Here is a 24,110-nt window from a genome sequence, read left to right on the forward strand (position 1 = left end):
GGTTCGCCTCCCGCCAGGAGGACTCCCCCCAGATGAAGATGATCGCCGCGCTGCGCAACCAGTTCGGCGGCCACGCGGTCACGCAGAAGTAACCCGCAGCACGACGGGGTCCTGCCCGCAGCAGGGCGGGACCCCGGCACCGCCTAGCAGTCCACGCCGGGGAGGTCGGCGCCCGTCCATGCATGTCACGCATCTCTCGCTGGCCGACTTCCGCTCGTACGCCCGGGCCGAGGTCCCCCTCGGCCCGGGCGTCACGGCGTTCGTGGGGCCCAACGGGCAGGGCAAGACGAACCTGGTCGAGGCCGTCGGCTACCTGTCGACGCTGGGCAGCCACCGGGTCTCCTCCGACGCCCCGCTGGTGCGGATGGGCGCCGAGCGGGCGATCGTGCGGGCCCAGGTGCGGCAGGGCGACCGGCAGCAGCTGATCGAGCTGGAGCTCAACCCGGGCCGCGCCAACCGGGCGAGGATCAACCGGTCGTCGCAGGTCAGGCCGCGGGACGTGCTGGGGATCCTGCGCACCGTGCTGTTCGCGCCGGAAGACCTCGCGCTGGTCAAGGGCGACCCCGGGGAACGGCGTCGCTTCCTCGACGAGCTGGTCACCGCGCGGGTCCCGCGAATAGCGGGCGTGCGGTCCGACTACGAGCGGGTGCTCAAGCAGCGCAACACCCTGCTGAAGTCCGCCGCCCTCGCCCGGCGCCACGGCGGGCGCAACATGGACATGTCGACGCTGGACATCTGGGACCAGCACCTGGCCCAGGTGGGTGCCGAGCTGCTGGCGCAGCGGCTGGATCTGATCGCCGTGCTGCAGCCGCTGGCGGACAAGGCGTACGAGCAGCTCGCCCCGGGCGGCGGCCCGGTCGCCCTGGAGTACAAGGCGTCCGCGCCCGGTGAGGGGCACACCCGTGAGGAGCTGTACGGGCAGCTGCTGGAGGCGCTGGCCGGGGTGCGCAAGCAGGAGATCGAACGCGGTGTGACGCTGGCCGGACCGCACCGGGACGACCTGGTGCTGCGGCTGGGGCGCCTGCCGGCCAAGGGGTACGCCTCGCACGGGGAGTCCTGGTCGTACGCGCTGGCGCTGCGGCTGGCCTCCTACGAACTGCTGCGGGCCGAGGGCAACGAGCCGGTGCTCATCCTCGACGACGTCTTCGCCGAGCTGGACGCGCGACGGAGGGACAGGCTCGCGGAGCTGGTCGCGCCGGCCGAGCAGGTGATGGTGACGGCGGCGGTGGACGAGGACGTGCCGTCGGCGCTGACCGGGGCGCGGTTCCGGGTCACCGAGGGGACGGTGGAGCGGGCATGACGACGGGTGCGGGGACCGGGGGCTCCGGAGCCGCGGCCGGGACCGGAGCCGCGGCCGCGGCCGGGGCCGGGGCCGGGGCCGGTGGGAAGGCGGCTCAGCCGTCCGGCGTGGACCTGGCGCGGGTCGCCCTGCGGGCCGCCCGGGAGCAGGCGCGCGCCCGGGGCGAGGCGGCGCGGCAGGGCAAGGGCGCGGGGGCAGGGCGGCGCGGCGTGCGGTCCGGTTCCCGGGGCGACGGGCGGGACCCGATGGCGCTCGGCGCCGCGATCAACCGGCTGGTGGCCGAACGGGGCTGGGAGCGGCCGGCGGCGGTCGGCGGGGTCGTGGGGCGGTGGCCGCAGATCGTGGGCGACGACGTGGCCAACCACTGCGTGCCGGAGCGGTACGACGAGGACGAGCGGGTGCTGGTCGTGCGGTGCGACTCCTCGGCGTGGGCGGCGAACCTGCGGCTGCTCGCTCCGCAGCTGGTGGCGCGGCTCAACGGGGATCTGGGGCACGGGGCGGTGCGGGTCATCAAGGTGCTGGGGCCGGCGGGGTCGGTGCGGCCGCGCTACGGGCCGCTTCGGGCACCGGGCGCGCGCGGCGGTCACGACTGGTAGTTCCCCCCGCCCGGGCCGCGGGTCCTGTCCGCGTCCCGCCCGCCGCCGGTGCGCGCCTCCGCCGGTGCCGTCACCCGGGTGCTTGAGGCACGCGCCCACCTCCCCGAGGATCTCCGTCCGGGGAGCACCCCCTCGCCCTGGGCGGCACGGCTGCCCGCGGGCGGAACGGCGGACGGAACGGCGTCCCGCCCGCCGCCGTCGGTGCGGTGACGGCGGCGGGCGGCGGTGCCGGGCCCCGCAGGAATGGCATGCCCGGCCCCCGGAAACAAGGTGGGAGCACGCGTTCGAGCCGGGCGCCGTAGAAGGTGACCCTCCGGTAGCCACGGGTTGACAAGGCGAAGCGCTGAGTGCCGCTGTGAGGCTCTTGGAGCCCCGTCCCGCATATGGGGAGTCGGTGCGGTCCGGTTCAGGGCGGCACATGCGAACTGAGGTGCCCGCAACGGCCCATCAGTGTCGGCGCTAGCGGTAGAATGGAGCGCAATACCGCCCCACTTGTGGGACACACACCGAGCAACGCTGATCCAGGCCTAAAAACCGCAACATGCCGCAGCCGCTCCGGTCAGGTCATCGGCCGCGAGTACGGCTTGTGCTGTGCCAGAAAGGGCGCTTCGTGGCCGATTCCGGCAACCCCAACGAGAACATTCCGTCCACCACCGCCGAGGGCAGCCCGGCCTCGTACGACGCGAGCGCGATCTCGGTGCTCGAAGGGCTGGACGCGGTCCGCAAGCGGCCCGGCATGTACATCGGCTCGACCGGTGAGCGTGGCCTGCACCACATGGTGCAGGAGGTCGTGGACAACTCCGTCGACGAGGCGCTGGCCGGCCACGCGGACACCATCGACGTCACCATCCTCGCCGACGGCGGCGTCCGGGTCGTCGACAACGGCCGCGGCATCCCCGTCGGCATCGTCCCGGGCCAGGGGAAGCCGGCCGTCGAGGTCGTGCTCACCGTCCTGCACGCGGGCGGAAAGTTCGGCGGCGGCGGCTACGCCGTCTCCGGCGGTCTGCACGGCGTCGGCGTCTCCGTCGTGAACGCCCTGTCCACCCGGGTCTCGGTCGAGGTGAGGACCGACGGCTTCGTCTGGACGCAGGACTACAAGGCGGGCGTGCCGACGGCCCCGCTGGCCAAGGGCGAGGCCACCGACGAGACGGGCACCTCGGTCACCTTCTGGGCCGACCCGGACATCTTCGAGACCACGGAGTACTCCTTCGAGACCCTCTCCCGCCGGTTCCAGGAGATGGCGTTCCTCAACAAGGGGATCTCCATCAGCCTGACCGACGAGCGGGAGACCGCGAAGGCCACCGCCGGCGCGGACGAGGCCGGCGCGGACGACCAGCCGCAGGTCAAGACCGTCACGTACAAGTACGACGGCGGCATCGTCGACTTCGTGAAGTACCTCAACTCCCGCAAGGGCGAGATGGTCCACCCGACCGTCATCGACATCGAGGCGGAGGACAAGGAGCGCCAGCTCTCCGTCGAGGTCGCGATGCAGTGGAACGGCGGGTACAGCGAGGGCGTCTACTCCTTCGCCAACGTCATCCACACCCACGAGGGCGGTACCCACGAGGAGGGCTTCCGCGCCGCGCTGACCACGCTGATCAACAAGTACGCGCGCGACAAGAAGCTGCTCCGCGAGAAGGACGACAACCTCACCGGCGACGACATCCGCGAGGGCCTGACCGCGATCATCTCGGTCAAGCTGGGCGAGCCGCAGTTCGAGGGCCAGACCAAGACCAAGCTGGGCAACACCGAGGTCAAGACCTTCGTGCAGCGCGTGGTCCACGAGCACCTCACCGACTGGCTGGACCGCAACCCCAACGAGGCCGCGGACATCATCCGCAAGGGCATCCAGGCCGCCACGGCCCGCGTCGCGGCCCGCAAGGCGCGCGACCTGACCCGCCGCAAGGGCCTGCTGGAGTCCGCCTCGCTGCCGGGCAAGCTGGCCGACTGCCAGTCCAACGACCCGGTCAAGTGCGAGATCTTCATCGTCGAGGGCGACTCCGCCGGCGGCTCCGCCAAGTCCGGCCGGAACCCGCAGTACCAGGCGATCCTCCCGATCCGGGGCAAGATCCTCAACGTCGAGAAGGCGCGGATCGACAAGATCCTGCAGAACCAGGAGATCCAGGCGCTGATCTCCGCCTTCGGCACCGGCGTGCACGAGGACTTCGACATCTCCAAGCTCCGCTACCACAAGATCATCCTCATGGCGGACGCCGACGTCGACGGCCAGCACATCAACACCCTGCTGCTGACCTTCCTGTTCCGCTTCATGCGGCCGCTGGTGGAGGCCGGGCACGTCTTCCTCTCCCGCCCGCCGCTCTACAAGATCAAGTGGGGCCGGGACGACTTCGAGTACGCGTACTCGGACCGTGAGCGCGACGCCCTGATCGAGCTCGGCCGCAGCAACGGCAAGCGGATCAAGGACGACTCGGTGCAGCGCTTCAAGGGCCTCGGCGAGATGAACGCCGAGGAGCTGCGGATCACGACCATGGACCAGGAGCACCGGGTCCTCGGCCAGGTCACCCTCGACGACGCCGCCCAGGCCGACGACCTGTTCTCCGTCCTGATGGGCGAGGACGTCGAGGCGCGCCGCGCCTTCATCCAGCGCAACGCCAAGGACGTCCGCTTCCTCGACATCTGAGTCGGTCACCGCTGAGCAGTCGCTGACCGCACCAGGAAGGATCTTCACCAGCAATGGCCGACGAGAACACTCCCGTCACCCCCGACCCCGCCGGCGACGCCCCCGAGGCCGTCGCCGTCGACCCCACCGACGGGGGCGACGTCGCGATGCGCATCGAGCCGGTCGGGCTCGAGACGGAGATGCAGCGCTCGTACCTCGACTACGCGATGTCCGTCATCGTCTCGCGTGCGCTGCCCGACGTCCGGGACGGTCTCAAGCCCGTCCACCGCCGCGTCCTGTACGCCATGTACGACGGCGGCTACCGGCCCGAGAAGGGCTTCTACAAGTGCGCCCGCGTCGTCGGCGACGTGATGGGCAACTACCACCCGCACGGTGACTCCTCCATCTACGACGCCCTGGTCCGCCTGGCCCAGCCGTGGTCGATGCGGATGCCGCTCGTCGACTCCAACGGCAACTTCGGCTCCCCGGGCAACGACCCGGCCGCGGCCATGCGGTACACCGAGTGCAAGATGGCGCCGCTGTCGATGGAGATGGTCCGCGACATCGACGAGGAGACCGTCGACTTCACGGACAACTACGACGGCCGCTCCCAGGAGCCGACCGTCCTGCCGTCGCGCTTCCCGAACCTGCTGATCAACGGCTCGGCCGGCATCGCGGTCGGCATGGCGACCAACATCCCGCCGCACAACCTCCGCGAGGTCGCGGCCGGCGCCCAGTGGTACCTGGAGAACCCGGACGCCTCCCACGAGGACCTCCTGGACGCGCTGATCGAGCGGATCAAGGGCCCCGACTTCCCGACCGGCGCCCTGGTGGTGGGCCGCAAGGGCATCGAGGAGGCCTACCGCACCGGCCGCGGCTCGATCACCATGCGCGCCGTGGTCGAGGTCGAGGAGATCCAGAACCGCCAGTGCCTGGTGGTCACCGAGCTGCCCTACCAGGTCAACCCGGACAACCTGGCCCAGCGGATCGCCGACCTGGTCAAGGACGGCAAGATCGGCGGCATCGCCGACGTCCGCGACGAGACCTCCTCGCGCACCGGCCAGCGCCTGGTCATCGTGCTCAAGCGGGACGCGGTCGCCAAGGTCGTCCTCAACAACCTGTACAAGCACACCGACCTGCAGACCAACTTCGGCGCCAACATGCTGGCCCTGGTCGACGGCGTGCCGCGCACCCTCTCGCTGGACGCGTTCATCCGGCACTGGGTGACGCACCAGATCGAGGTCATCGTCCGGCGGACCCGCTTCCGGCTGCGCAAGGCCGAGGAGCGCGCCCACATCCTGCGCGGCCTGCTCAAGGCCCTGGACGCGATCGACGAGGTCATCGCCCTGATCCGCCGCAGCGACACGGTGGAGGTGGCCCGCGAGGGCCTGATGAGCCTGCTGGAGATCGACGACATCCAGGCCAACGCGATCCTGGAGATGCAGCTCCGCCGGCTCGCCGCGCTGGAGCGCCAGAAGATCATCCAGGAGCACGACGAGCTCCAGGCGAAGATCAACGAGTACAACGAGATCCTGGCCTCCCCGGTCCGCCAGCGGGGCATCGTCAGCGAGGAACTCGCCGCCCTCGTGGAGAAGTTCGGCGACGACCGCAAGAGCAAGCTGGTGCCCTACGACGGCGACATGTCCATCGAGGACCTGATCGCCGAGGAGGACATCGTCGTCACGGTCACCCGCGGCGGCTACATCAAGCGCACCAAGACCGTCGACTACCGCGCCCAGAAGCGCGGCGGCAAGGGCGTGCGCGGCACGAAGCTCAAGGAAGACGACATCGTCGACCACTTCTTCGTGTCCACCACCCACCACTGGCTGCTGTTCTTCACCACCAAGGGCCGGGTCTACCGGGTCAAGGGGTACGAACTGCCGGACGCCGGCCGGGACGCCCGCGGCCAGCACGTGGCCAACCTGCTGGCCTTCCAGCCGGACGAGCAGATCGCCGGCATCCGCGCGATCCGCGACTACGAGGTCGCCCCGTACCTGGTGCTCGCCACCAAGAGCGGCCTGGTGAAGAAGACCTCGCTGAAGGACTACGACTCGCCGCGCTCCGGCGGCGTCATCGCGATCAACCTCCGCCAGCTCGACGACGGCAGCGACGACGAGCTGATCGGCGCCGAGCTGGTCTCCCCCGACGACGACCTGCTCCTCATCAGCAGGAAGGCGCAGTCCCTGCGGTTCACGGCCACGGACGACTCGCTGCGGCCGATGGGCCGCGCGACCTCGGGCGTGAAGGGCATGAGCTTCCGCGAGGGCGACGAACTGCTCTCGATGAATGTCGTGCGACCGGGTACGTTCGTGTTCACCGCGACGGACGGCGGATACGCCAAGCGCACCGCCGTCGACGAGTACCGGGTGCAGGGCCGTGGCGGTCTCGGCATCAAGGCTGCCAAGATCGTCGAGGACCGTGGGTCGCTCGTCGGCGCGCTGGTGGTGGAGGAGAGCGACGAGATTCTCGCCATCACGCAGGCCGGCGGCGTGATCCGCACCCGGGTGAGCGAGGTCAGGGAAACCGGCCGTGACACCATGGGCGTCCAGCTGATCAACCTGGGCAAGCGTGACGCGGTGGTCGGCATCGCACGGAACGCCGAGGCGGGACGCGAGGCGGAGGAGGTCGACGGCGACGTCGACGAGACCGCCGGGACCGCCGAGGGCGCCGTCGACGCCGGGTCCGACGCGACGAGCGCGGAGGCCGGGACGACGGCGGAGGCCGGGACGACCGGCGCGGACGAGGGTGAGGCGCCCTCGGCCGAGTAGGCACGAGGAGTGAGACGAGCGTGAACGGAGCCACGGGCGCCGGACCGACCGGTGGGGAGACCGACGGCGGCGGCCGTGGCTCCTTCGCGCACGAGCAGACCCCGTCGCAGCGGGCGACGGGTGACCACCAGACCCATGGATCCCAGGGGGGAACCGTGACCCAGCCCACCCAGCCCTACGAGCAGCCCGGCCAGGCCCAGGCGCAGGGGCGTCACGAGGTGACGCCGCTGCCGACGTCGCCGCTGCCCGGGGAGCGGCAGGGGCAGCAGGGCGCCGCGGGCCCGTACCACCCGCCGCAGGCCTACGAGGCGGACGCCGCGGGCGCCGTGCCCGCCACCGCGGTGCGCCGGCCGCGGACCGGGGCGAAGCCGGTGCCGCGCACCCGCAAGGCGCGGCTGAGGGTCGCCAAGGCCGACCCGTGGTCGGTGATGAAGGTCGGCTTCCTGCTCTCCATCGCGCTGGGCATCTGCACGGTGGTGGCCTCGGCCGTGCTGTGGCTGGTGATGGACGCGATGGGCGTCTTCTCCACGGTCGGCGGGACCATCGCGGAGGCCACCGGCTCCGAGGGGTCCAGCGGCTTCGACCTGCAGGCCTTCCTGTCGCTGCCGAACGTGCTGATGTTCAGCGCCGTGATCGCGGCGGTGAACGTGGTGCTGATGACGGCGCTGGCCACGCTGGGCGCCTTCATCTACAACCTGTCCGCCGGGTTCGTCGGCGGCGTGGAGCTCACGCTCGCCGAGGACGAGTAGCACGTCCGGGAGCTTGGCGCGGCGGGCCTGCGAGAACCGATTTTGGGAGTTCGCATGTCGTGCGCTAATCTTCAGGAGTCAGCGCGCGGGACACACACCGCACAGCGCGGCGGGGCTATAGCTCAGTTGGTTAGAGCGCATCCCTGATAAGGATGAGGCCACAGGTTCAAATCCTGTTAGCCCCACCAGCACGAAGACCCCCGGTCCACATGGACCGGGGGTCTTCGGCATCTCCGGCCCCTGTGGACCGGCTCGGCGGCGGGCGGTCGTCCCAGGCCCGCGGTGCCGGTCCCCGGGGGCACGACGGAGAACGCCGCCGGCCCGCCGGGTGACGGCGGGCTGTGACGGCGTGGGGCGGGGCGCGCGGACGGGGAGACGCTCCCGTGCGCGGACGCGGGGTGCCGTGGAGCGGCGGAGGGGCGGACGGTGCCGCGCCGGGGCGGGAGCGGCGGGGGAGCGGGCCGGAGGCGCGGCGGGAGTTCCGGAACGGCGTCCGCGGGGCCTCGGTGCGGGGGCCCCGGTGGCGTGGGGCGGATGCGCGGTGGCCCGGGTGGGCCGGTGAGGCCGTGCGGGGTCCGCCGCGGGAACGTGCGGTGGGGCCTGTGGCCGTGCGGGGAGCGGGGGCGCACCGGACCGGTGCGGCGGTCGTGGCGATCCGTGGGGGCGGTCGTGAGGGCCGGGGAGGACCGGACTGCGGGGGAGGGCCGGGCGGCGGTCGCCGGGGCGGTGGAGGGAGCGCCACGGGCGGATGTGGCGGCCCGCCGGGCGAGGGCGGTGCGGCAGGCGCCCGCGGCCTGCGGCAGGGCCTTGGTGGCCGTTCCGCGGTCCGGCGCGGTGCGGAGGCGGCGCGCGGCGGGGGACAGCCGGTTCGCCGTCCCGTGGGGCGAGGCGGTGGTGGTGCCCCGTGGGGCCGGGCGGGCCTCGCCGGGTGCGGCCGTGGCGGCGATCGTGGTGGTGCCCGTGGCGGTGGCCGTGGCCGTGGCCGTGGCGGTGGCGGTGGCCGGAACCGGTTGCCGGTGCGTGGGGGAGGCGACGACGGCGGCCGTGGTGGCCGTGGTGGGGAGCGGGGCGCCGGAGGGGAGGGCGCGGGGGTGTATGGCCGGCTCCTGCTCGGTGGGGTCGGCCGGGCGGTCGGCGCCGTCGCGGCGGGAGGCGGTGTCGGAGGCGGAGGCGGGGGCCGTGGGGAGCGCGGCGGGGACCAGGAGGCCGGCGCCGGCGGTGGAACGGGAGCGGGAGTGCGGGGAGCCGCCGTGCGCCTCGGCGAGGATCCGCTGCTTCATCGTGGGGGGCAGGGCCCGGTCCACCGGCCACGCGCCGCTCCGCGCGGCCTGGCGGGGTACGGTGGCCGTCGTCTCCGCGCGGGGCGCCGGGGCGGTGTCCGCCCGGCCGCCCCCGCCGTCACGGCGTCCGCCGTTGCGGGCCGGCCCGCTCTGCGGTACCGCCGTCGCGGCGGTCGCGGAGACGAGTCCCAGCGCCGTGAACAGCGCGAGGACCGCGGAGACGAGCACCTGCCACATCTTCCTGACCTGGGTTCCGGCCATGGATGACCTCACATTCGGGTGGGGCGATTTGCGTACTTTCCTCATGATGTGTATGAGCGTCGCGATCCGTGGGACCTGCGCCCGTGGCGCGTCGATGGTCCGATGAACACCACCCGGACGGGCGCACGGCCCGGCAGGGGCCGAAGTCCGCGCGCCGCTCCGGCGCCGCCGGTCCGGACCCCGGCGACAGGGGCCGTCCGCAGGGGAGTTGGGTGACCGCCCCTTGGTCACCGTTCGGTATCGGCCGGTGTGTATAGTCGGGCGTCCAGAGGTCTTCTACGTCAAGGAAAGACGAGGTCGCGCGGTGAAGAAGCTTCTCCTGGTCACCCTGGCCGCCATCGGCGGTCTCCTCGTGTACCGCCAGATCCAGGCGGACCGCGCCGAGCAGGATCTGTGGACCGAGGCCACCGACTCGGTGCCCAGCGGTTCCTGAGACGGCGGTTGCCGAAACCACGCGAAAACCCCGGTCGCCCGAAGGCGGCCGGGGTTTCGTGTGTCCGGGGGCCGGCCGGGGGCCGGTCCCGTACCGGTCCTGGACCTCAGTTCTGGTGCACCTGGTAGTGGGCCACCGCGTCCGCGGTGCGCCCGGCGCCGTACACCCGGAGGAACTCGGCGAGTTCGGGGTGGCTCTCCCCGATCCGGTCGGCGGCCTCGATGATGTCGCCGGCCGCGGCCAGCGAACGCAGGAGACTCTGTATCTCCCGCACCACCCTCTTCACCGTCGGAGCGCCCGCCGGGCTCACCGCGGCCTGCTGGGCGGTGGCGCTCAGCATGGAACCGCCCTGGGACTTCTTGATCTCCTCCATGCGCTCGGCCGCCTCGGCCGCGCTGACGCTGCCGTCGGCCACCTGGGCCGCCAGGTCCTGCAGCAGCCGCACCCGCTGCACCACGGCCGGGTTGCCGATCTTCGCCCGCTGTCCGCTCATCAGCTGGGACAGCATGGGCGCGGACAGGCCGAGCACACCCGCAAGCCTCGCCTGGTTGAGTCCCAGGTCGTCGATCAGTCGCCGGAAGAGCTCCCCCAGAGGCTCCCCGTACCAGTTCCGCTGCAGCTCGCGCGCCCGTGCGGTGGCTTCCTGCTGTGCGGCGTCCATGCGTCTCCCCATCGCTTCCCCATGTACAGGGTTCGCTCGAGCGAACCACGTACCGAATCTTACGGAGGGGGACGGGCGGTCGGGACCCTGCGGCCGCCCCGGTTGACCAATCCTTTTGCGGGATACCGGGGGTGACCGGGTAGTCTGGTCGTCGGCTCGCACCGGTGGTTCACACCTTCGGGGCGGACGCCGCCATTGAGGGGCCTTAGCTCAGTTGGTAGAGCGCTGTCTTTGCATGGCAGATGTCAGGGGTTCGACTCCCCTAGGCTCCACCGCACGTCCTTCGTTCCGCGTCGCCGGAACCCTGAAGCCCTCCCCGTCGGGAGGGCTTCTCGCGTGCCGCCGCCGCGTGCTGACGCGGAGTCCTCCGACGGCGGGCGCCGGCCGTGCCCCCCGCCCGCCCGCGTGCGCCCCTTGCGCTTCACCTGATACGTCCGCCGACGCCTGGTTCGTCCTGTTTGACGTGAGCATGCACGTGAAATCAGGGTAAAACCCCTCTGGACAACTTCTCCGTGCAGTACGGTGCCGTCCGTGCGGAGTTCATGGGGATGGGTCCGCGCGCACACGGTGGCCCCCGACCGGGGCCACTCGGCCTGGGGGGCGTGTGGATGGTGGGGGACGCTCGGACATCCGTGGGCATACGCGAGACCGGCAGGTCCCGTACCCGCCGGACTCTCCGTGGGGAAACGGTCCTCCCGCGGGTCATCGGCCTGCGGGACAAGCCGGGTTGGTACGCGCCCGCGCTGATCGGCGTGGACGCCGTGGTGCCGGCCGTGTCGGTGCCCTGGGCGCTGACGCAGACGGGACAGCCCGCCGCCGGGCCGGTGACCGTGACCTCCGTCCTGACCTGGCTCGCCGTGCGGGGCGCGAGACGCCGTTACCTCCGTGAGGAGGTGGGGGAGTCGCGCGGCGCCGTGCCGGTGCTGCACGACTGGCTCATCGCCCTCGCGGTCCTCGCGGTGATCGGGGTCGGCGTCCGTACGGTCGTCGACCCCTTCGTCGTCCTGGCCGCGCTGGCGCCCGCCCTGCTCCTGTCCCTCTTCGTCCGGCGCGTGGTCCACGCCCACCTGGCCGGGGCCCGGCGCGCCGCGCAGGCGGTGCTGCGGGTGCTGGTGGTGGGGGAGGCCGGGGCGCTGCCGGTGGTGACGGGCCGGCTCGACTCCCGCACCGACCACCCCTACGCGGTGGTCGGCACGGTGGCGGTCGGCGGCGACGCCCCCGGCGCCGAACGGCTCGACCCTCCCGCCGACCCGGACCCGGTGTCCGGCGCGCGGGCCGGGCGGACGCTGGTGGACTCGGTGCGCCGGCACCGGGCGGACGTGGTGCTGCTGGCGCCGGGCGCCCGGCTCTCCGGCCCGGCGCTGCGGCACCTGGTGTGGGCGCTGCAGGACGCCGAGATCGAGGTGGCGCTGGCGCCCGGCCTGGTGGAGGTCTCCGGCAAGCGCCTGGAGGTCGGTTCGGTGGCCGGTCTCACCGTGCTGAAGGTGGCTCCCCCGCAGGGGCCCGGCGGGGTGCAGCAGGCGCTGAAGGGAGCCCTGGACCGCTGCGGGGCCGCGTTCGGGTTACTGGTGCTCTCCCCGCTCCTGGCGCTGGTCGCGCTGGCCGTGACGCTGGACTCGCGCGGTCCGGTGTTCTACCGGCAGCAGCGGATCGGCCGCGACCAGGAGCTGTTCGTCATGTGGAAGTTCCGCACCATGGCGGTGGACGCGGAGGCCCGCAAGCGCGAACTGGCGGAGCGGAACGAGAACGACGGCCTGATGTTCAAGATGCGCCGCGACCCGCGGGTGACCCGGGTGGGGCGCCTGCTGCGCCGCACCTCGCTGGACGAGCTGCCGCAGCTCCTCAACGTCCTCCTCGGTGACATGTCCCTGGTAGGACCGCGTCCGCCGCTGCCCGAGGAGGTTGCCGGATACGACGCGACCGCGCTGCGCCGGCTGCGGGTCAGGCCCGGCATGACGGGGCTGTGGCAGGTCAGCGGGCGGTCGGACCTGTCCTGGGAGGAGACGGTCCAGCTCGACCTGCACTACGTGGACAACTGGTCGTTCGTCAGCGACCTCGACGTGCTCAGCCGGACGCTCCGCGCCGTCGTCGACGGCCGCGGAGCGTACTGAGGACCCGGACGGTGCGGCCGGAGTCAGGCGCGGGAGGCGCCCGCGCCCTCGGAGAGCCACCAGCGGTAGGTGCCGTCGATGCCCTCGCGCAGCGCGATCGACGGCTTCCAGCCGAGTCCGGTCAGCCGCGAGACGTCCAGCAGCTTGCGGGGCGTCCCGTCCGGCTTGGACGTGTCCCAGCGGATCCCGCCGGTGAAGCCGGTGACGCCGGCCACCGTCCCGGCGAGTTCGCGGACGGTCAGGTCCTCCCCGCAGCCGACGTTGACCGGCTCGTCGCCGTCGTAGGCCTCCAGCAGCCGGACGCAGGCCGAGGCCAGGTCGTCGACGTGCAGGAACTCGCGGCGCGGGGAGCCGGATCCCCACAGGGTGACGTGGTCCGCGCCGGACTCCCGGGCCTCGTGGAACCGGCGGATCAGCGCGGGCAGGACGTGCGAGGTCTCCAGGTCGAAGTTGTCGCCGGGCCCGTAGAGGTTGGTGGGCATGGCGCTGATCCAGGAGGCGCCGAACTGGCGCCGGTAGGACCGGACCTGGCAGATGCCGGCGATCTTGGCGAGGGCGTAGGGCTCGTTGGTGGGCTCCAGCGGGCCGGTGAGCAGGGCGTCCTCGCGGATCGGCTGGGGCGCCAGCTTGGGGTAGATGCACGAAGAGCCCAGGAAGAGCAGCCGGCCCACCCCGGCGGCGTGCGCGCCGGAGATCACGCTCAGCTGGATCCGCAGGTTGTCCTCGAGGAACTCCACCGGGCGGGTGCTGTTCGCCATGATCCCGCCCACCTTGGCGGCGGCCAGGACCACCGCGTCCGGGCGGATGCCGGCGAGGTGGGCGGCGGTGGCCGCGGCGTCCCGCAGGTCCAGGTCGGCGCGGCCGCGGGTGAGGACCTCGTGGCCGTCGGCGGTGAGGCGGCGGACCACCGCGGAACCCACCAGCCCGCGGTGGCCGGCCACGAATATCCGGGACTGCGGCGCAAGAAGTGTCATGCACCGGATCATGCCAGCAGCCCGGGGCGAATCCCGGGCGATCCAGAGGATTTACGTACGTACCGTTCGCGTGCGGGACGTGCGGCCGAGCACGGGGCGAGGCCGGTCCTCCGGCCCGTCGGGGAGGGGATGCACTGATGACCAGGACCGCGTTGATCACCGGGGTCACCGGCCAGGACGGCTCGTACCTGTCGGAGCTGCTGCTGGAGAAGGGGTACACGGTGCACGGCCTGGTGCGCCGCTCCTCCAGCTTCAACACCGAGCGGATCGACCACATCTACCAGGGCCCGCAGGAGCCCGGCCGCCGCTTCGTGCTGCACCACGCCGACCTCTGCGACGGCGTCGCCCTGGTCAACCTGCTGCGGGAGGTACGGCCCGACGAGGTGTACAACCTGGGCGCCCAGTCGCACGTGCGGGTCTCCTTCGACGCCCCGCTGTACACCGGCGACGCCACCGGACTGGGCTCGCTGCGGCTGCTGGAGGCGGTGCGCGCGGCCGGCATCGACACCCGCTTCTACCAGGCGTCCTCCTCGGAGATGTTCGGCGCGACGCCGCCCCCGCAGAACGAGCGCACGCCGTTCCACCCGCGCAGCCCGTACGGTGCCGCCAAGGTCTACGCCTACTGGTCCACCGTCAACTACCGTGAGGCGTACGGCATGTACGCGGTCAACGGCATCCTCTTCAACCACGAGTCACCGCGCCGGGGCGAGACCTTCGTGACCCGGAAGATCACCCGTGCGGTGGCCCGCATCAAGGCCGGTCTGCAGCAGGAGCTCTACCTGGGCAACCTGGACGCGGTCCGCGACTGGGGCTACGCGCCCGAGTACGTGGACGCCATGTGGCGGATGCTCCAGCAGGACGAGCCGACCGACTACGTGGTGGCCACCGGGGTGGCGGCCACGGTGCGCGAGTTCCTGGAGACGGCGTTCGGGCACGCGGGGCTGGACTGGCGCGAGCACGTCCGTCACGACGCCAAGTACGAGCGTCCGAGCGAGGTGGACGCCCTGATCGGCGACGCCTCCAGGGCCGAGCGGCTGCTCGGCTGGAAGCCCGGGGTCAGGGTGGAGGAACTCGCCCGGATCATGGTCGACGCCGACGTCCGGCAGGTGAACGCCGAGCTGGCGGGCACCGCGGTGCGCGTCGACCGCTGAGCCGGCGACCGGTCCGGGACGGGCCGGTCACCGCACGGTCCGGCCGGCGTCCCGGGGGGACGGGCACCGGCCGGACACCGAGGGAGAGCGCGTCCGGCGGCCCGCCGGACGTGTCAGGGGCGGCCCCAGGGCCGTTTGTTTGGGGGTTCGATGAGAAGAACGAGAGGGCTGAGCGCGGCCCTCGCGACGGTGCTCGCGGCCGGCCTCACGGCCGTCGTGGCGCCACAGGCCGCCGCGATCAGCGAGTCGGTCGCCTTCACCGCGGACGATCTGCCCACCTGGCAGACCAACGGCATCGTCTGGGCGCTCGCCCAGGCGGACGGCGTGGTCTTCGCCGGCGGCACCTTCTCCGCGGTGCGTCCCCCCGAGGGGGGAACGGGCGGTGAGCGGGAGGCACTGAACTTCGTGGCGCTGGACGCCGCGACGGGCGCGCCCACCGACTGCGACCTGTCCTTCACGGTGTCCTCCGGCACCGCCACCGTCCGCGCGCTGGCCGTCTCGCCCGACGAGGAGACGCTGTACGTGGGCGGCTACTTCGGCGCGGTCAACGGCACCGCGGTGTCCAGCGTCGCCGCGATCGACATCGACACGTGCACGCCCAGGAGCGGCTTCCACGCCGCCTTCCCGGCGACCGTGCGGGCGCTGGCCGTCACCGAGGACACGGTGTACGCGGGCGGCGACTTCACCAGCGTCAGCGGCCAGCCGCGCGAGCGCTTCGCGGCCGTGGACGCGGGCAACGGGGCGGTGCGGCCGTTCACCGCGAACGTGGACGAGCCGGGCCGGGCCATCGAGATCACGCCGGACGGGCGGCACGCCCTGCTCGGCGGTGACTTCTTCACCGTCAACGGGCAGAACTCGCACGCCCTGGCCGTGGTGGACGCGGCCAGCGGCGCGGTGAAGCGGGCCTACGGGTCCGGGTTCATCCCCACCGCCTCGGTGGTCAAGGACATCGACACCGACGGGACGGGCTTCTACACCGGCAACGAGGGCACCGGCGGCGGCGTCTTCGACGGCCGGATCGCCCTGGACCTCGGCACCTTCGACCAGCGCTGGCGGGACACCTGCCTGGGCGCCACCCAGGCCGTCGAGTCCCACCAGGACGTCCTCTACAGCGCCTCGCACGCCCACGACTGCTCGGGCGTCGGCGAGTTCCCCGACGGGCGGCGCCAGCACTTCCTGGCCCAGCCCACCACCTCGACCGCCAAGCTGGGCTGGTTCCCGGACACCAACGACGGCCTCGGCGAGAGCATCGGCCCGCGTGCCCTGACCGTCTCCTCCAAGGACGGCGTGCGGTACCTGTGGTCCGGCGGCGAGTTCACCACCGTCAACGGAGCGCCCGCACAGGGGCTGACACGGTTCGCCTCCACCGGTGACGTGGGCGCGCCCACCGTCCCGGTGATCGGCGCGGACGCGGTGGCGCCGGGCAAGGTCAAGGTCCGCTGGCGGACCAGCCTGGACAACGACGACAGCCGGCTGGTCTACAGGATCTACCGCAACGGCTCCGGCACGCCGCTCGCGACGGTGGACGCCGACTCCGTGTACTGGGAGCGGCCGCAGGCCTCGTTCACCGACACCACCGTCACCCCGGGCTCCACGTACACCTACCGGGTGACGGCCTCGGACCCGGTGGGCAACACCAGCGCGCTGTCGGCGACCACGAGCGTCACCGTGCCCAGGACGGCCGAGCCCTACGCCGCAGCCGTCCTGGCGGACGGGCCGGACCTGTACTGGCGTCACGACGAGAGGACCACGCCGTACGTCGGTGACTCCTCGGCCGGTGACCACAGCGGTGTGATGAGCGGCGGCCCCGCCCTCGGCGAGGCGGGCGCGACCGCCGGCAACGGCACCTCGTACGGCTTCGACGGCACCGACGACCGCCTCCACGGCGACCGCCGCACCACCGTCGGCAGCGCCTACTCGCTGGAGACCTGGTTCCGCACGACCACCACGCGCGGCGGCAAGCTGGTGGGCTTCGGCAACAACACCACCAGGAACAGCGGCAGCTACGACAAGCACATCTACATGGCCAACGACGGGCGGCTGTTCTTCGGCGCCCGCGGCAGCTCCACGAACACGGTGTCCTCCCCCGCCCGCTACAACGACGGCAAGTGGCACCACGTGGTCGGCACGCAGGGTCCCGGCGGCATGACGCTCTATGTCGACGGCGCCCGGGTCGCCGGCAGTTCCCTGTTCACCACGCACCAGAACTACGCCGGTTACTGGCGGGTGGGCGGCGACAACCTGAGCGGCTGGCCGTCGCGTCCCAGCAGCGACAACTTCGCCGGCCGGCTCGACGAGACCGCGGTCTACCCGACCGTGCTCCCCGCCGCCCGGGTGGCCGCGCACCACCAGGCGGCCACCCGGCAGGGCGACACCATCACCTCCGTGCAGGCGTCCGAGGACACCTACGTCAACGAGGGCTCCAAGAGCACCGCCTACGGCTCCGCCACCTCACTGGCGGTCCGGGGCAGCTCCGGGTACGAGGCGTACCTGCGGTTCGAGCTGCCCCAGGCGCCGGCCGGGACGGTGCTGACCGGTGCGGCGCTGGAGGTCCGCACGGACTCCTCCGCGTCGGCCGGTTCGGCCGACGCCGTCCCGGTCAGGCCGGTCACCGGTGACTGGACCGAGGAGGGCACCACGTGGAACACCAGGCCCGCGCTGGGCCCGGCCACGCTGGGCACGCTCACCCCGCCGACCGCGCCGAGTTCCGCCGCCGCCGTGGAACTGGACGTCGCCGCGCTGCGCGCCGCACTGGGCGGGCAGTACGGCGTGGCGCTGACGTCCGCCGGGACGGACGCGCTGTGGCTGTGGTCCAGCGAGGCCCCGGCGGCCTCGGGCACACCGCGGCTGGTCCTCACCTTCTCGCCCCAGTAGGGCGGCACCCCGGCCCGGTGGCACCCCGTCGGTCGCCCGACCGCGCGGGGGCCGCCGGGCCGGTCCGTACCGAGGCACGTCCCGCACCTCCCGCGTGCGGCGCAGAAAGCAGGAGACCGATGCGCAACCACCCGCTGGCGGCGGCCGCCGCCCTGATCGCCCTGGGCCTGCTGCCCGTGCTCTGCGGCTGCTCCTCCTCCGGCGGCCCCGACCCGTCCGCGGCCGCCGCCCGGGAACCGGACGACCGGGCGGCGGGACGGCCCTCCTCCGGCGTCCGGACACCGGGGCAGGGGACGCCGGGGTCCCCGGCGCCGGTGCTGCCGGACGCGGAGATCAAGGCGCCCAAGGGCTCCGGGGAGTTCTCCGGGAAGGAGAAGGAGTACCTCAGCGGCCGGGTGCCCGAGCAGATGGAACCGGCCGCCGTGCTGGACCTCGGCAAGGAGGCCTGCCAGCGGATCGGGCGGACCGCGAAGCACGACCGGGACGCGGCGGTCGCGGCCCTGGTCACCGGGGAGGTCCCGAACGCCGAACCGGCCGTCACCCACCTCTGCCCGGAGCACGGGCCGCTGCTGGAGGCCGCCGGCGAGGGCTACCCGGACGGCACCCACGGGAAGCCCGCGGCCGGTGGGTACCGGACCGCGTCGGCGGCGCCGTCCTGCACCTGGAGCGTCACCGGAGCCGGCGGCGAGGAACTGGCCGCGGGGCCCGGCACCGGCGGCCGCAAGGACGGCACGTACACCATGACGGTGCCGTCCGGGGCCGCCCGGCTGGTCTCCTCCGGGTGCTACGCCTGGTTGCGGGACTGAGCCGAGGGGGTGTCGGCGGGGCGGTCCTCGGGGCTCCGCGCGGCCCGTTGCGCCGGCTGCTCCGCGGGGCTCCGCGCGGCCCGTTCCGCGGGGCGGTCCTCGGGGTGCTCCGAGGGCTGCTCCTCGGGGTGGTCCGCGGAGCCGTCCGCCCGGCGGGCCGCGCCGCCCCCCGCCGCCGCGGCCCCGGCCGTCCGGGCCCGTCTGCGCGCCGCCCGGCCGCCTTCCGCGGGCGGCGTCCCGGTGGACCCCGTCGTGTCCTCGGAGGACTCAGTCCCGGGGGAGGCCCCCGCCCCGGACGGCCCGGTCCCGGCGGACCCCGTGTCCCCGGACGCGCCGGCGCCGGCCGGGGGGACGGTGGTCAGCCGCATGGTGCTGGACGGGTCCAGGGGCCCGACGGCGTACGGGAGCGGGCCGTCCGGCACCGCAACGCCGGACGGATCGGTTCCGGGCGCGCCGGTGCCCGGCGGACCGGCGACGCCGGGCGGGCCGGCGGGGCTCCCCGGGGAGGCCGGGGGTATGCGCAGCGCCACCGTCTCGTCGTCCTCGGGGCGCCACCCGGTCACGCCGTGGACCTGCCGACGACCGGGGCCAGTCCCTCCGAGCGCGCCACCGCCTCCGGGTCACCGCACTCGGCCAGCCAGTTGGCCAGCATCCGGTGCCCGTGCTCGGTCAGCACCGACTCTGGGTGGAACTGCACGCCCTCCACCGGCAGCTCGCGGTGACGCAGGCCCATGACGATGCCGTCCGCGGTCCGCGCGGTCACCCGGAGCTCGTCGGGGACGGTCACCGGGTCGGCGGCCAGCGAGTGGTACCGGGTGGCGGTGAACGGGGAGGGCAGGCCGGCGAAGACGCCCTCGCCCTCGTGCTCGACCGGGGAGGTCTTGCCGTGCAGCAGCTGCGGCGCGCGGTTCACCACGCCGCCGTAGGCCACCTGCATCGACTGCATGCCGAGGCAGACGCCGAAGACCGGCACCCCGGCCGCGGCGCAGTGCCGCACCATGTCGACGCAGACCCCGGCCTCCTCGGGCGAACCCGGACCGGGCGACAGCAGTACGCCGTCGAAGCCCTGCCCGGCGTGGGCGAGGCTCACCTCGTCGTTGCGCAGCACCTCGCACTCCGCGCCCAGCTGGTACAGGTACTGGACGAGGTTGAAGACGAAGCTGTCGTAGTTGTCGACGACCAGAATCCGTGCGCTCACTGTTCGTCCACCGTCACATCGCCGAAGGGGAGAAGCGGTTCGGCCCACGGGAAGACGTACTGGAACAGCACGTACACCGCGGCCAGTACGAGGAGCAGCGAGAGCAGGGCCTTCACCCACGCGTTGCCCGGCAGATGCCGCCAGATCCAGCCGTACACGGGTACCTACCCCTCCCCTTCGTCACCTTCGTCACGTTCGTCGCGCGGGTCGCGCGGGTCGCGTACGCACGCGTGCACCACGGAGCCGTACTGCCACCAGACTAGGGCCTCGGCGACCCGTTTCCGGCGGGCCGGGCGTACTGGAGGTCCACCGCCCCGGTGTAACCGGGCAGGGTGCGGTTGCCGTCCTCCTCGACCTTCCAGCCCAGTCCGTAGACGTTCACGTAGATCATGTAGTTCTGGACGGCCGGGGACTCGGCGAGGGCCTTCTGCAGCCGCTCGGGGTCGCCGACCGCGGTGATCTTGTACGGCGGGGAGTAGACCCGGCCCTGGAGGATCAGGGTGTTGCCCACGCAGCGCACCGCGCTGGTCGAGATCAGCCGCTGGTCCATGACCTGGATGCCCTCGGCGCCGCCCTTCCAGAGGGCGTTCACCACGGCCTGCAGGTCCTGCTGGTGGATGACCAGGTAGTCGGGCTCCGGCTCGGGGTAGCCGGGGAGCTTCGCGGTGGCGTCCGGCGGGGCGTCGTTGAGCGTGACGGTGACCGCCTCGCCCTTGACCGGCTCGGTGCCGGCGGCCCGCTCCAGCTCCTTGAGCTCGGCGTCTTCGGCGTCCGTCGCGCCGTGCTCGCGGGCGGCCAGCGCGTCGACCTCCTCGCGCAGGGCCGCGTTGGACCTCTGGAGCCCGGCGTTCTCCCGGCTGCGCTCGTGGATCAGGTCCGACAGGCGCAGCAGGGAGTCGTCGGTGCGGATGTTGGTGCCCTTGGCGGTGTGGAAGCTGGTCGCGAAGAGCAGCCCGGCCAAGACGAACACGGTCAGTGTGAGGACCCTCACCGGACGGAACCGGGAGCGGCCGGGGCTGGTGCCCGTCCCCGGGGAGTCGGCAGAATTGCTCAACGTACCCTTGTCTCCTTCGGCGCCGCGGAAGCACTACGCTAACGGACGCCCGGGGGAGTGCTCGGTCGTCCCTTTGTTGAACACCTGAACATCCCTTAGCAGCTGCCCCGGAGCGTGCACCGTTCCAGCGCGGCACGCAGCGCATCGACAGGAGAGACCCTCGTGCCGAAGTCACGTATCCGCAAGAAGGCCGACTACACGCCGCCCGCGGCCAGGACGCAGCCGGCGGCGATCAAGCTGACCAACCGCGCCTGGGTGGCTCCGGTGATGCTGGCGCTCTTCCTCATCGGGCTGGCCTGGATCGTCGTCTTCTACGTGACGGACGGCTCGCTGCCGCTCGATGCGCTGGGCAACTGGAACATCGTGGTGGGCTTCGGCTTCATCGCCGCCGGGTTCGCGGTCTCCACGCAGTGGAAGTAAGGGCCTGAGCCCTCGCCTCCGCCCCACAACGGCCGTGTTGTCCACAGGAGTTATCCACAGGTGGAAAACATAGGCGGATCTGTGGATAACTCTGGGGTTCCGGTCCGGATGTGACCGATCCCTCACTGCTCGAAAATCTGTTCCCCCTTGGTCTGACCTGCGAAAATCGCGGGCGACTGCAGGGGGTTCAGTGTTTTCCCAGGTAGGGCCGGAGCCGACTCCAACCTGTGGACAGAGCTGTGACTCTGGGCGATGGCTCAGGTGAGCTGAGCGGTTCTCAACAGAGTGATGACCACGGCTGCCACGAACACCAGGACGCAGCTTCCGTACTGGACCAGCGTCCGCCGAGGGCCCTTCGCCCGCAGCATGGCGAAACCCATCACGCCGCCCGCGACCAGCCCGCCGACGTGGGCCTGCCAGCCGATGGAGGTACCCGGGAGGAAGGGCATCGCCAGGTTGAGGACCAGGAGCACGAGAACGGGCCGCAGGTCGCGGCCGAGCCTGCGCTGGAGCATCAGCAGGGCGCCGAAGAGGCCGAACGTCGCGCCCGAGGCCCCCAGCGCGGTGCTGTCCGGGGGCATCAGCAGGTAGCCGAGCGCACTTCCCGCCAGACCGGAGACCAGGTAGAGCGTCAGGTACCGGGCACGTCCCAGCGCCTCCTCCAGCGGTCCGCCCACCAGCCACAGGGTCAGCATGTTCAGGGCGATGTGCCGGAGGTCGACGTGGGTGAAGACGGAGGTGACCAGCCGGTGCCACTCGCCCAGCAGGGCGATGCCCGCAGGCCACCGCACCAGGCGCTCGGCGAGACCGGGCACGGCCTGGACGGCGAGGAAGACGGCGAGGTTGAGCCCGAGGAGGATCTTGGTGACCAGCCGGGTGTCCGCCACCATGGGAGCTCCGGTCAGCGTCCGCGGCGCCGAGGAACCGTTCTTCGCCCCGTCGCGCACGCACTCCGGGCACTGGAAGCCGACCGAGGCGTCGATCATGCAGTCCGGGCAGATGGGCCGGTCGCAGCGGGTGCACCGTATCCCCGTCTCGCGCCCGGGATGGCGGTAGCAGCCGGGCAGGGTGTGGCCCTGCTCCTGGCCTCCCGCATCGCTGCCGCCCGGACCGTTGCCGCCCGGGCCGTTTCCCGCGGTCATCCCGTTCCCCTCACTCCCTGCCCCCGCACCTCGTCGAGCGGCGGCGGGCGGAAACAGTACCGCCCCGCCCGCCCTGGGCGGGCGAGCGGGGCGAAAGGTTCCCTCGCGGGTCCCCGCCGGTCCCGGGTCAGCGGGACTCGATCACCACGGACTGGATGACCACGTCCTCGACCGGGCGGTCGGTGCGCGGGTTGGTCCGGATCTCCGCGATGGTGTCGACGACCTTCTGGCCGGCCGTGACCTCACCGAAGATGGTGTGCTTGCGGTTCAGCCAGGTCGTCGGGGCGACCGTGATGAAGAACTGCGAACCGTTGGTGCCCGGGCCGGCGTTGGCCATGGCCAGGAGGTACGGCTTGTTGAAGGACAGGTCCGGGTGGAACTCGTCCTCGAACTGGTAACCGGGACCGCCGGTGCCGTTACCGAGCGGGTCGCCGCCCTGCAGCATGAAGCCGCTGATGACCCGGTGGAAGACGGTGCCGTCGTAGAGCTTGTCGGTCGTCTTCTGGCCGGTGGCGGGGTTGACCCACTCGCGCTCGCCCTTGGCGAGCTCGACGAAGTTCTTGACCGTCTTGGGCGCGTGGTCCGGGAAGAGCCGGATCTCGATGTCGCCGTGGTTGGTCTTCAGGGTGGCGTAGAGCTGCTCGGCCACGATCTGCCTTCCGTTGTCGTCTGTGACTGACTCGATACTCCCACGCCCTGCCTGTGGAGGCGGGCACCGGTCGCTGTCCACAGCGGATCGGGTGGTTTCGCTTGCGCGTTGTCGGACGACTTGTTCCACAAGCGGTCCCTTTCGGCCGTCGAGGCTCGGATCGTGACCCGGATGCCCGATGTGGCATGCCTGATACGGCGCTCACAGGCATGATCCGACAAAGGGTGGAAAGCCGATGGAAACCGTACGCCACCGAGGAGGAGGAACCCGTGACCCGCAAGAATTGCGCGCGCGCCCGGACCGGTTCGGCGAAGGACAGCGTGCTGCACGCCGGTCAGGCGCTGGCTCCCTACGCCGACACGGCCAGGGTCAGGGCCGCGCAGTACGCCAACGAGGCGCGCGTACGGCTCGCGCCGGTCGTGGCGCAGGCCGCCGGGCAGGCCCGTACCCAGTACGGCGCCCATGTGGCTCCGCGACTGGCCCAGGCCTCCGCCTACGTGCCGGCCAAGGTCGACTCGGCCGCCCGTGAGGCGGCACTGCGCACGAAGCTGGCGGCCCAGCAGGCCGTGGAGGCCTCACGTCCGGTCATCGAACAGGCCCGTGCCAACGCGGGCCCGGTCAAGGAGGAGGCCACCGCGCGGAGCGCCGCCGCGCTGGCCGCACTGCGCGGGCAGGTGTCCCCCCGGGACATCGAGCGCCTGGTGAGGAAGCGGCGCCGGCGGTCCGCGGTGGGCCGTTTCACCAAGAAGACCGCCCTGGTGGGGCTGTTGGGCGCCGCGGCGTTCGCCGCCTGGCAGTGGTGGGACAAGCAGGCCAACCCGGACTGGCTGGTCGAGCCGCCGGAGGCCACCGAGGTCCCCGACGACGCGAGCAGCCTGTCGGAGGCGGACAGCAGCGGCCCCGTGGCCCCGACCCCGGAGGACGTCCGCACCGACGAGACGACGGGCCCCTCGTCGGTCGGCGAGCAGAACACGCCGGCCTCGCCGGAAGACGAGGAGCGCCGCTGATCTCCGGACGTCGCACCGCAGGTGATGTTTCACGTGGAACATCACCCCGCGGGCCC

General features: G+C 72.5%; 21 protein-coding genes, 2 tRNA genes and 1 pseudogene. 15 read left to right on the forward strand and 9 right to left on the reverse strand.

Going from position 1 to position 24,110, the window contains the following annotated elements; translation table 11 throughout:
- The 7 genes and pseudogenes from A2U95_RS32615 to A2U95_RS10755 all read left to right on the forward strand — a co-directional run.
- A pseudogene (locus A2U95_RS32615) lies at positions 1–92 on the forward strand (6-phosphogluconate dehydrogenase); the annotation flags it as partial.
- Positions 93–178: 86 nt separating this feature from the next.
- Positions 179–1,300 (forward strand): DNA replication/repair protein RecF, encoded by a 1,122-nt coding sequence (gene recF / locus A2U95_RS10730; protein WP_166021914.1) that lies wholly within the window; start codon positions 179–181, stop codon positions 1,298–1,300.
- Positions 1,297–1,896 carry a DciA family protein gene (locus A2U95_RS10735; RefSeq protein WP_166021915.1) on the forward strand — a complete coding sequence of 200 codons (600 nt, stop codon included), beginning with the start codon at positions 1,297–1,299 and terminating at the stop codon, positions 1,894–1,896. Before recF ends, A2U95_RS10735 begins: the two co-directional genes overlap by 4 nt.
- 586 nt (positions 1,897–2,482) lie before the next feature.
- Complete coding sequence (gene gyrB / locus A2U95_RS10740; RefSeq protein WP_166021916.1) at positions 2,483–4,537, forward strand: DNA topoisomerase (ATP-hydrolyzing) subunit B; 2,055 nt, start codon at positions 2,483–2,485, stop codon at positions 4,535–4,537.
- A gap of 53 nt (positions 4,538–4,590) precedes the next feature.
- Positions 4,591–7,284, forward strand: a complete 2,694-nt coding sequence (gene gyrA / locus A2U95_RS10745) for a DNA gyrase subunit A (protein ID WP_166021917.1) — start codon at positions 4,591–4,593, stop codon at positions 7,282–7,284.
- Between the two features lie 20 nt (positions 7,285–7,304).
- Positions 7,305–8,033: a DUF3566 domain-containing protein gene (locus A2U95_RS10750; RefSeq protein WP_166021918.1), complete on the forward strand. Its 729-nt coding sequence runs from the start codon at positions 7,305–7,307 to the stop codon at positions 8,031–8,033.
- Between the two features lie 111 nt (positions 8,034–8,144).
- A tRNA-Ile gene (locus tag A2U95_RS10755) sits at positions 8,145–8,221 on the forward strand.
- Here the strand turns inward: A2U95_RS10755 and A2U95_RS10760 are convergent.
- A complete protein-coding gene (locus A2U95_RS10760; protein WP_166021919.1) occupies positions 8,210–9,574 on the reverse strand; it encodes a DUF6344 domain-containing protein in 1,365 nt (454 codons plus the stop codon). The two genes, A2U95_RS10755 and A2U95_RS10760, sit on opposite strands and share 12 nt — an antisense overlap.
- A gap of 304 nt (positions 9,575–9,878) precedes the next feature.
- On the opposite strand from A2U95_RS10760, the gene A2U95_RS10765 reads away from it, so the two are divergent.
- Positions 9,879–10,007, forward strand: coding sequence for a DLW-39 family protein (locus A2U95_RS10765; RefSeq protein ID WP_240957272.1), 129 nt, complete (start codon positions 9,879–9,881; stop codon positions 10,005–10,007).
- A gap of 106 nt (positions 10,008–10,113) precedes the next feature.
- Here A2U95_RS10765 and A2U95_RS10770 read toward each other — a convergent pair whose 3' ends face one another.
- Positions 10,114–10,668, reverse strand: coding sequence for a helix-turn-helix domain-containing protein (locus A2U95_RS10770; protein WP_166021920.1), 555 nt, complete (start codon positions 10,666–10,668; stop codon positions 10,114–10,116).
- A gap of 199 nt (positions 10,669–10,867) precedes the next feature.
- On the opposite strand from A2U95_RS10770, the gene A2U95_RS10775 reads away from it, so the two are divergent.
- Positions 10,868–10,940, forward strand: a tRNA-Ala gene (locus tag A2U95_RS10775).
- Between the two features lie 336 nt (positions 10,941–11,276).
- Positions 11,277–12,779, forward strand: coding sequence for a sugar transferase (locus A2U95_RS10780; protein WP_166021921.1), 1,503 nt, complete (start codon positions 11,277–11,279; stop codon positions 12,777–12,779).
- Positions 12,780–12,802: 23 nt separating this feature from the next.
- Here the strand turns inward: A2U95_RS10780 and A2U95_RS10785 are convergent, their stop codons facing one another.
- Complete coding sequence (locus A2U95_RS10785) at positions 12,803–13,753, reverse strand: GDP-L-fucose synthase family protein (RefSeq protein WP_206282855.1); 951 nt, start codon at positions 13,751–13,753, stop codon at positions 12,803–12,805.
- Positions 13,754–13,890: 137 nt separating this feature from the next.
- On the opposite strand from A2U95_RS10785, the gene gmd reads away from it, so the two are divergent.
- The 3 genes from gmd (at position 13,891) to A2U95_RS10800 (ending at position 18,584) form a co-directional block, all read left to right on the forward strand.
- Positions 13,891–14,904, forward strand: a complete 1,014-nt coding sequence (gene gmd / locus A2U95_RS10790) for a GDP-mannose 4,6-dehydratase (RefSeq protein ID WP_166021923.1) — start codon at positions 13,891–13,893, stop codon at positions 14,902–14,904.
- 150 nt (positions 14,905–15,054) lie between these two features.
- Positions 15,055–17,778 carry a DNRLRE domain-containing protein gene (locus tag A2U95_RS10795; RefSeq protein WP_166021924.1) on the forward strand — a complete coding sequence of 908 codons (2,724 nt, stop codon included), beginning with the start codon at positions 15,055–15,057 and terminating at the stop codon, positions 17,776–17,778.
- Between the two features lie 119 nt (positions 17,779–17,897).
- On the forward strand, positions 17,898–18,584 hold the full coding sequence (locus tag A2U95_RS10800) for a hypothetical protein (RefSeq protein ID WP_166021925.1): 687 nt from the start codon (positions 17,898–17,900) through the stop codon (positions 18,582–18,584).
- On the opposite strand, the gene A2U95_RS10805 is transcribed toward A2U95_RS10800, so the two are convergent.
- From A2U95_RS10805 to A2U95_RS10820, 4 genes are all read right to left on the reverse strand, one after another.
- Positions 18,563–19,147, reverse strand: a complete 585-nt coding sequence (locus A2U95_RS10805; protein ID WP_166021926.1) for a hypothetical protein — start codon at positions 19,145–19,147, stop codon at positions 18,563–18,565. The two genes, A2U95_RS10800 and A2U95_RS10805, sit on opposite strands and share 22 nt — an antisense overlap.
- Positions 19,144–19,782, reverse strand: coding sequence for an aminodeoxychorismate/anthranilate synthase component II (locus A2U95_RS10810; protein ID WP_166021927.1), 639 nt, complete (start codon positions 19,780–19,782; stop codon positions 19,144–19,146). Before A2U95_RS10810 ends, A2U95_RS10805 begins: the two co-directional genes overlap by 4 nt.
- Positions 19,779–19,940 (reverse strand): hypothetical protein, encoded by a 162-nt coding sequence (locus tag A2U95_RS10815; RefSeq protein ID WP_166021928.1) that lies wholly within the window; start codon positions 19,938–19,940, stop codon positions 19,779–19,781. The genes A2U95_RS10810 and A2U95_RS10815 overlap by 4 nt, the downstream gene beginning before the upstream one ends.
- Positions 19,941–20,041: 101 nt before the next feature.
- A complete protein-coding gene (locus A2U95_RS10820; protein ID WP_166021929.1) occupies positions 20,042–20,836 on the reverse strand; it encodes a DUF881 domain-containing protein in 795 nt (264 codons plus the stop codon).
- A 162-nt stretch (positions 20,837–20,998) separates the two neighbouring features.
- Between A2U95_RS10820 and crgA the strand changes: the two genes are divergently transcribed.
- A complete protein-coding gene (crgA, locus tag A2U95_RS10825; protein WP_166021930.1) occupies positions 20,999–21,256 on the forward strand; it encodes a cell division protein CrgA in 258 nt (85 codons plus the stop codon).
- Positions 21,257–21,513: 257 nt separating this feature from the next.
- On the opposite strand, the gene A2U95_RS10830 is transcribed toward crgA, so the two are convergent.
- Together A2U95_RS10830 and A2U95_RS10835 are read right to left on the reverse strand one after the other, a co-directional pair.
- Complete coding sequence (locus A2U95_RS10830) at positions 21,514–22,398, reverse strand: rhomboid family intramembrane serine protease (RefSeq protein ID WP_166021931.1); 885 nt, start codon at positions 22,396–22,398, stop codon at positions 21,514–21,516.
- 127 nt (positions 22,399–22,525) lie between these two features.
- Positions 22,526–23,047, reverse strand: coding sequence for a peptidylprolyl isomerase (locus tag A2U95_RS10835; protein WP_166021932.1), 522 nt, complete (start codon positions 23,045–23,047; stop codon positions 22,526–22,528).
- Positions 23,048–23,316: 269 nt separating this feature from the next.
- Between A2U95_RS10835 and A2U95_RS10840 the strand changes: the two genes are divergently transcribed.
- On the forward strand, positions 23,317–24,054 hold the full coding sequence (locus tag A2U95_RS10840; protein WP_166021933.1) for a DUF5324 family protein: 738 nt from the start codon (positions 23,317–23,319) through the stop codon (positions 24,052–24,054).
- Positions 24,055–24,110 lie beyond the last annotated feature (56 nt).

The organism is Streptomyces chilikensis (assembly GCF_001642695.1).
Classification (GTDB): domain Bacteria; phylum Actinomycetota; class Actinomycetes; order Streptomycetales; family Streptomycetaceae; genus Streptomyces; species Streptomyces chilikensis.

Bases quoted from the DNA above. Each gene is read 5' to 3' on its own strand.
- A2U95_RS10780 (WP_166021921.1), top strand. From the start codon at position 11,277: ATGGTGGGGGACGCTCGGACATCCGTGGGCATACGCGAGACCGGCAGG.
- A2U95_RS10770 (WP_166021920.1), bottom strand. From the start codon at position 10,668: ATGGACGCCGCACAGCAGGAAGCCACCGCACGGGCGCGCGAGCTGCAG.
- A2U95_RS10760 (WP_166021919.1), bottom strand. From the start codon at position 9,574: ATGGCCGGAACCCAGGTCAGGAAGATGTGGCAGGTGCTCGTCTCCGCG.
- gyrA (WP_166021917.1), top strand. From the start codon at position 4,591: ATGGCCGACGAGAACACTCCCGTCACCCCCGACCCCGCCGGCGACGCC.
- A2U95_RS10800 (WP_166021925.1), top strand. From the start codon at position 17,898: ATGCGCAACCACCCGCTGGCGGCGGCCGCCGCCCTGATCGCCCTGGGC.
- A2U95_RS10735 (WP_166021915.1), top strand. From the start codon at position 1,297: ATGACGACGGGTGCGGGGACCGGGGGCTCCGGAGCCGCGGCCGGGACC.
- A2U95_RS10785 (WP_206282855.1), bottom strand. From the start codon at position 13,753: ATGACACTTCTTGCGCCGCAGTCCCGGATATTCGTGGCCGGCCACCGC.
- recF (WP_166021914.1), top strand. From the start codon at position 179: ATGCATGTCACGCATCTCTCGCTGGCCGACTTCCGCTCGTACGCCCGG.
- A2U95_RS10795 (WP_166021924.1), top strand. From the start codon at position 15,055: ATGAGAAGAACGAGAGGGCTGAGCGCGGCCCTCGCGACGGTGCTCGCG.
- gmd (WP_166021923.1), top strand. From the start codon at position 13,891: ATGACCAGGACCGCGTTGATCACCGGGGTCACCGGCCAGGACGGCTCG.
- A2U95_RS10830 (WP_166021931.1), bottom strand. From the start codon at position 22,398: ATGACCGCGGGAAACGGCCCGGGCGGCAACGGTCCGGGCGGCAGCGAT.